Here is a 7,066-nt window from a genome sequence, read left to right as displayed (position 1 = left end):
TTGGGTGTATTGAGGATTTTGTTGGGCTTGTGTGTCTAAACTACTAAGCACGCTCAGTAGTCCTAAAGTTAAATATACTTTTCTCATATACGTTTTACTTTTTTATAGAGAATCAACGGTGTGGCAACACACCGTTGATTACTTGTTTTAATAATTAAGTTGTACCCAACCTGTTCTAACTTTTCCGTTTGAAACAACTACATAGTAGTATGTACCTACTGGTAACAATTTATTAGAGGAATCTTGTCCTCTCCATTGATTGATATAATCAAGTCCATGAGCGTAAACTTCTACCCCATTTCGGTTAAAAATCTGAATTTTTGAAATTCCGTGTTTGCTCAAATCGAAAGAATCATTAATTCCATCGCCATTTGGTGATATTCCCTTCGGAAGTGGACAGTCTACATAATTGACAGTAAAACTATGTTCGGCATTACAGAATACCTTACTTGTACCATTAACAGCATAAACATAAATTGTTTTCGGTTCAAGAATTCGCTCACCTGGGAAAAGCTCTTCTCCTTGAGCATTAGGTTCTGTAAAATAGCGATTATTTTCCGATAAAACAGGTAATACATATACCTCACATTCCATGACAACATCTTTGATTTTATCTACCTCAGCAGCAGCAAATACCGTAATATCTACTGGAGCATCCCATTTACATCCTTGACTACCTGTGTACTGTACATATAAAACGCTATCTCCAATTACGTCATAGACATCGCCTCCTTCATATTTTGTACCCTGACCCTCTGGTTGACTATAATAAACTTCCCCTTCTTTTAAGTTAGGTAACACAACGCTTTCGCATCCCTCTTGTTTTGCTAACTGTGTAGGTTGAACAGGCGTCACGCGAATTGCTTTAAAACTTACAGTTTTACTACAATTTGTTGTGAGGTTTGTCACTTTTACATATACGATACGTTCACCTGTCACCTCCACGATATCAAGTAAAGGTGTTCTAAATTCTGGATCTTCAAAATACTCTACAGTATACCTATCCATACTTCCCTCACCCAAGTCAGCAAAAACAAGTGCTTTATTCTCTGAAATATCAATCAATGCCTTACCCTCGTCATCAAAACTTCCACAGGCATAAACATTTGGTAAAGCGGCTACATCAAAGTCCTCTTTCAAGAAATTAAATTCACGTTCAATAACCAATTTATTATCCCCACAAGTTTCATACACCGCTCTAGCAACATAGTTTACAGATTCTGTAATAACAACATCAATTTCACTTTCAGTTGAATACTCTTCTCCGTTTTTATACCATTTAAAGTCGACAGAAGTGTCGCCGTTAGGCATAAAACGCCAAGCTTCATTTGAAGCATTCCACGCTCCAGTATTGCGCCCTGGAGGAGCAATTCCCTCTGTACCATCCTCATTTTGGATTCCAATTAATCCTCTTCCACTGTTCATCGAGCTACAGAATTTTCTATTTTTCACATAGACTTCAATAATATTGGTTCCCTCATACAAAACAATTTGAGTTGTCGTTGTTGAGCCTTCAATATCGTCTTCATCGAATCCACAGCTAAACATTCCCATGTGGTACATATTAAACACTAAAGCACGACATGGGGCTGCTCCTAAAATTTGGTAGTTAACGGAATAATCTTCAGGTGAATTAGATGGATCCGCATCTTGCATGATTCCGTGAATAGCCGCCATAAATGGGGCATTATCATACGTAGATGGAAAAGGTATTGTATCACTTACACTGTATGCACTATATGATCCAGGTTCAATTCTTCCTCCTTCAACTTCTCCCTCAATACTAAATGTAATGGCACCATTCGTTGAAATCAATATTTTATCATAGTTTATTCCATAGAAACAGAAATTAAAGCCAAGGTCAATAACATCAGACCATTCGTCATCTTGTGTTAGGTCAATGGCATCTCCACCAAAGAAAGGGAAAGGAGGGTCATAAGGAATTGATTCTACAGTATACGTATCCGTCTTTTTAATATCGAAATAATCGGCCACTAAAGTCTGGTTTACAGGACCATCTTGGCAAATCAAATAGTCAAATTTTTCATTTTTCGGCCACTCTACTTGGCCTTCATCGATATTTGCACACATTGGAGGCAAGAAGTTTGAATATTGAATCGGTCCATACCAAACGGCTAAACTTTCATCATCTCCTTCTCCACAAATTGGGCGAACATAATATTCAAAATACTCACCTTGAGGAACGTTCTCAATAATATATTCTGGCGTTCCTTCCACAATTTCACCTGTAGTTGCTAAATAATCCGGACGACCTGTTCCCTGCAGTTGTGTAATCACCTGCCAACGAGTTTCAGATCCCTTAGGTGTCCATGATAACAAAAAGTTATCTGTATTGCGGATTAGTTCTGCCTTAGCATCCGTCACCGCTGGACAAGTTGAATAGTCAATATTAATATTGTCTATTGCTGCTGGTGGTTGCTCTCCTTTTTGGTAATCGTTCTTCCACTCCAATACAATTCGGATAACTTGACCTTGATTAGCGCTAACGTCAATCGTAGCTCCTTCTCTTTGGAAGCGATCTGAATCACCATAAAACGGCATTCCTACTAAAACATTCTCATTGTTCAACGTTAGTGCTGATCCTCGAGTTGGGAAAGTCGTTACTGGAACTTTTACAATTCGGAAAAAGTCAATCCCTTTACCTCTTTTAATCTCTCCCATATTTTTCCAATCAAACGTTAGGAGTAACTCCTCAGCATCATCTGGAACTAGGATATCGCGATAAGCATGAGCAACCGAATAGGCTCCTGTATTATACGTGTGTGTTCCACCTCCATCTTGTGATACAATCATAGACATCAACCCTCCATTATTCACAGCTGCACTAACAACCCAAGAATTGGAAGCTCTATTCACAGTCCATTCATTAGGACTTTCTTCAAAACCATCGATATATGGAACTTCTCCAGGTACCTGTGGTGTTAATACTTTGATCGGACCAACCCAATAACTCTTACTTGTAGTAGAACAAACCGAACGAATCCAAAAATAATATTCTGTATTTGATCTCAAATTGGGAATTGTAAATGGATTCGTAGTTGTAGTATGTGTAGGCACTGTTGTATTTGTTGGGATAGCTGGTTGTTCTGATACGTAAATATCATAACTTGTAGCTCCTGAAACTGTTGCCCAACTTACTTGAGCTGTTGTCTGTGTAGTACTATCAACTTTAAATTGGGTTGGACTAGCACATGTTTTAACCGTGATGTTCAAATTATCTATCGCAGCTGGTGGTTGAGTTCCACTATAATCATTGTTTTTCCATTCAATAATAATACGTCTTCTCTGACCTTGTATGGCTGCAACATTTCCAACGGCTGATCCCGCTCTAAATGTATTGCTTCCATAATAATCCACACCTAATTTTACTCCATTAGCTGTAGTTGTATTGATTCCTATACGAGGAAAATAAGAAACAGGAGTCATCCAAACTCTGAAATTATCTGTTCCTGTTCGGGTACCTGCTCCTGAACCTACGTTATCATAGTCATTCGCCGGATCGCTTCCTTCTCCCATTCCTCTCCAATCAAAACGCACTTCAATTTCAGTAGCGTCATCTGGAATGATAATATCCTTATAAACATGAGAAACTTGAGCTGTTCCTACTGTATATTTATTTGACACCCCTTCATCATTACTAATATATAAGCTTTTTGTTCCTCCATTATGAACAGCTGTACCGATAAACCAAAGATTTGTTGCTCCATTTTCAAAACCAAATGTAGGATTATTCTCAAATTCTTCACTATACGGTAATGCAACAGGAACTAATCCTGTTTTAACCTTCAATGGTCTGATTGACCATTCACTACGATCTCCACTTGTACAGATTGTTCGCATGAATACATAATAATAGGTATTCTCCTCTAAATCTGTCATTTCAGCTGTTACAACATCTTGAGCAAATGCTCCTGTAATTACAGTATCCTCTGTTGGGGGAGTTGGATCTGTTGTTAAATAATACTCTGATCCATTATTCATTGAACCCGTTAAAAAATTCCATCCCAAGGTAAAAGAAGACTCCGTGACATTAGTTCCACTTAACGCAAGTGGCATATAACACTCCGGACTTTCTATTGTTGATAATTGTAATTGAGGCACGTATTTATATACATTAGATGCTGATCCTGAAGTAGCTATAACAGGACTTAATGCACTATCTGTATATTTTAAAATTCCTCTATTTTCTGTAGTAGCAAAGGTTCTAAACTTAGTTCCCGAACTATAATCAGGACTATCTTCGAAGATGGCTAAGACCAAATTGCTTACACCATCCCATACAAAAGGTTCATCTAATTGAATCTCTACCCAACGTCCAGCAGGTAAACTTAAATCAACCTCACCTGAAAAGACTTGTCCTAAGTTTTCATGTGCTACCCAAGAAGAGGCTGTAGTGTTTGCAAAATTAGCTTGAGTTGAATTCCCCATAAAGACAGTCCAATTGTTGTACGTTTCTGGTTCTGATCCACCTGCAGCATAATACAATCTTATTTTGTCAACCAAACGACGATCTCCGACAGCAGCAGATACCTCTTCAGCTGTGTAAATCATCTGAGAATAATTCAAACCATAAAAGGTATAAATTGGAAGGTAATCACTCGTTGTCGTACCTGAACCAATTGCACCAGCTACCCCTGTTCGAACAGATATAGCACTTGAAAAAGCAGTTGTTCCAGTCGCACAAATTGGTCGTACATATAAGGAATAAGCAGTATCCTCGGTTAAGCCCGTTGCCACAATAGGCATCGTGCTCAAATCAGTAACCGTTGCCGAAGCAGCTAATCCTGTTGCTCCAGAACCTGCAGCACCTGATGAACGCACTTCATACTCTAGACTTTGCATTGCAGCTGCATGAGGCACCGTAAAATTAAACATAGTCGCTCCTATGGTTTCAATTACAGCACTTCCTGGAGGGCAAGTAGCCGCTGCACCAAACGATAATCTAATGTTAGGTCTTACTGAAGCAGCATCTAAACTAACCGTTGGAGGAGCATAATCCGTACGTGCGAAAAAATGCATATTCTCCACAGTAGAGGCTTTTACTCCATACGAAGACCCTCCGCCTCCGCCTCCATAATTCGTTTCTACCAAAACGAGTAGATTCTTTGTTCCTCCAGTGTAATTAAAAGAAGGAAAAATAGCTTGACTAACAAAACCGGTACTGCTTGGGTTAAAAATACCATCATACACTAGTGTCGCTCCAGTGATGAACGTATCCCAATTAGCCGAAATAAGCGCACTTGATTCGACCTCTTTCAAAAATATTCGAATCGGTCTTGCTTCCTCTAAGTAGCTAATTTCCCATGCCAAGCTATTGATAAATCCCGTCTGATTGATCTCCGCTGCTGTATACAAAGCAGCAGAACGTTCAAAACCATACGAAGCCCCAAAGGGATATCGATCTCTTGAAGTTCCTTGTCCTATCGTCACATCTTGTCCATACATCCAACAGACGCTGAACAAGAAAACAAATAGCATTGTAATTCTTTTCATACATTATAAGTTTTGGGTTCTTAAGGGGTCAAATATATACTATTTATTATATTAAAATTAACAAAAACTCCTGTTTATGGAATTAATCTAGCAAACAACCCTCTTTTTGTGTATTAATGCATTTTAAACTAAATAAAAACTAACTATCTTTTAATCAAAAAATAGCGTATTTTTACCAATATTCACACATTTATTTCTCTAAATAGAGAAAAAAACAAACAATTAGACAACTAAACCCTTAAGCCATATTTTTTTACTAATTTTGTTCCCCTAGACAATATATATATGATTGAAAGAGAAGAAATAAATTTTGAAAGATCTGTTATTGTTGGTATCATCAATAGAGATCAAGATGAAGCAAAGTTAAACGAGTACTTGGATGAGCTTGAGTTCTTAACGATTACAGCGGGTGGTGAAGTGCACAAGCGCTTTAGTCAAAAGTTAGATCAACCTAATCCAAAGACGTTCTTGGGGACTGGGAAGATGGAAGAAATCAAATATTATATTGTTGAACACGACATTCACACCGTAATATTTGACGATGAATTGTCTCCTGCACAGCAAAAGAATATCTCTCGAATCTTGGATTGTAAAGTTTTAGACCGCACCAATTTAATCTTGGATATTTTTGCACAACGCGCTCAAACTTCGTATGCGAGAACCCAAGTAGAACTTGCACAATTTCAATACCTATTGCCTCGTCTAGCGGGAATGTGGACGCACTTAGAGAGACAGCGTGGAGGGATTGGAATGCGTGGTCCTGGAGAGACAGAGATCGAGACAGATAGACGAATTGTTCGCGATCGCATCACCTTGTTACGCGAAAAATTAAAAGTAATTGACAAGCAAATGGCTTCTCAACGCAGCAACCGTGGGGCGATGGTTCGCGTGGCTCTTGTGGGCTATACCAACGTCGGTAAATCAACCTTAATGAACGCCATTGGAAAAAGCGAAGTCTTTGTTGAAAATAAGTTGTTTGCCACCTTAGACACGACTGTTCGAAAAATTGTCATTGGCAATCTGCCGTTTCTCCTTTCGGATACTGTTGGTTTTATCCGCAAACTACCTACGCAATTAGTAGAGTCGTTCAAAAGCACCTTAGATGAAGTACGTGAAGCAGATTTACTCTTACACGTTGTAGATATTTCGCATCACGATTTTGAGGATCACATTGCTTCAGTGAATGAAATTCTCAAAGACATTAAAAGTGATGACAAACCGACCATTATGGTATTTAACAAAATTGACGCCTATCATCCAGAAGTAATTGCTGAAGACGACTTAATGACAGAACGCACGTCGCGTCATTATACGATAGAAGAGTGGAAAAAAACATGGATGGGCAAAGTAGGTCCTGAAAATGCTATTTTCATCTCCGCAACAAACAAAGAGAATTTTGAAGAATTCAGAAAAACAGTGTACGAAGCGGTTCGACAAATTCACATTACGAGATTTCCGTATAACAATTTCTTGTATCCCGATTTCGACCATTTAATTGAAAATGAAGACGATAAAATTTAACTTTTATTTTAGAACGCAGCAAAGATAAAAT

Annotated in this window: 2 protein-coding genes; one reads left to right on the top strand and one right to left on the bottom strand. The window is 38.4% G+C overall.

Annotated elements, in window-relative coordinates; genetic code table 11:
• Positions 1-147: 147 nt before the first annotated feature.
• Positions 148-5,514: a gliding motility-associated C-terminal domain-containing protein gene (locus ACPDG9_RS09275; protein ID WP_430527478.1), complete on the bottom strand. Its 5,367-nt coding sequence runs from the start codon at positions 5,512-5,514 to the stop codon at positions 148-150.
• A 285-nt stretch (positions 5,515-5,799) separates the two neighbouring features.
• On the opposite strand from ACPDG9_RS09275, the gene hflX reads away from it, so the two are divergent.
• The gene (hflX, locus tag ACPDG9_RS09270; protein WP_430527477.1) at positions 5,800-7,035 is read left to right on the top strand and encodes a GTPase HflX; all 1,236 of its coding nucleotides are present in this window, start codon (positions 5,800-5,802) and stop codon (positions 7,033-7,035) included.
• Positions 7,036-7,066: the final 31 nt, after the last annotated feature.

Origin of the sequence: Myroides sp. C6-3, from assembly GCF_050522425.1 — a bacterium.
GTDB lineage: Bacteria > Bacteroidota > Bacteroidia > Flavobacteriales > Flavobacteriaceae > Flavobacterium.
Note: the sequence above shows the minus strand (reverse complement) of the source record. Positions and strands in the feature narration are given on the sequence as shown.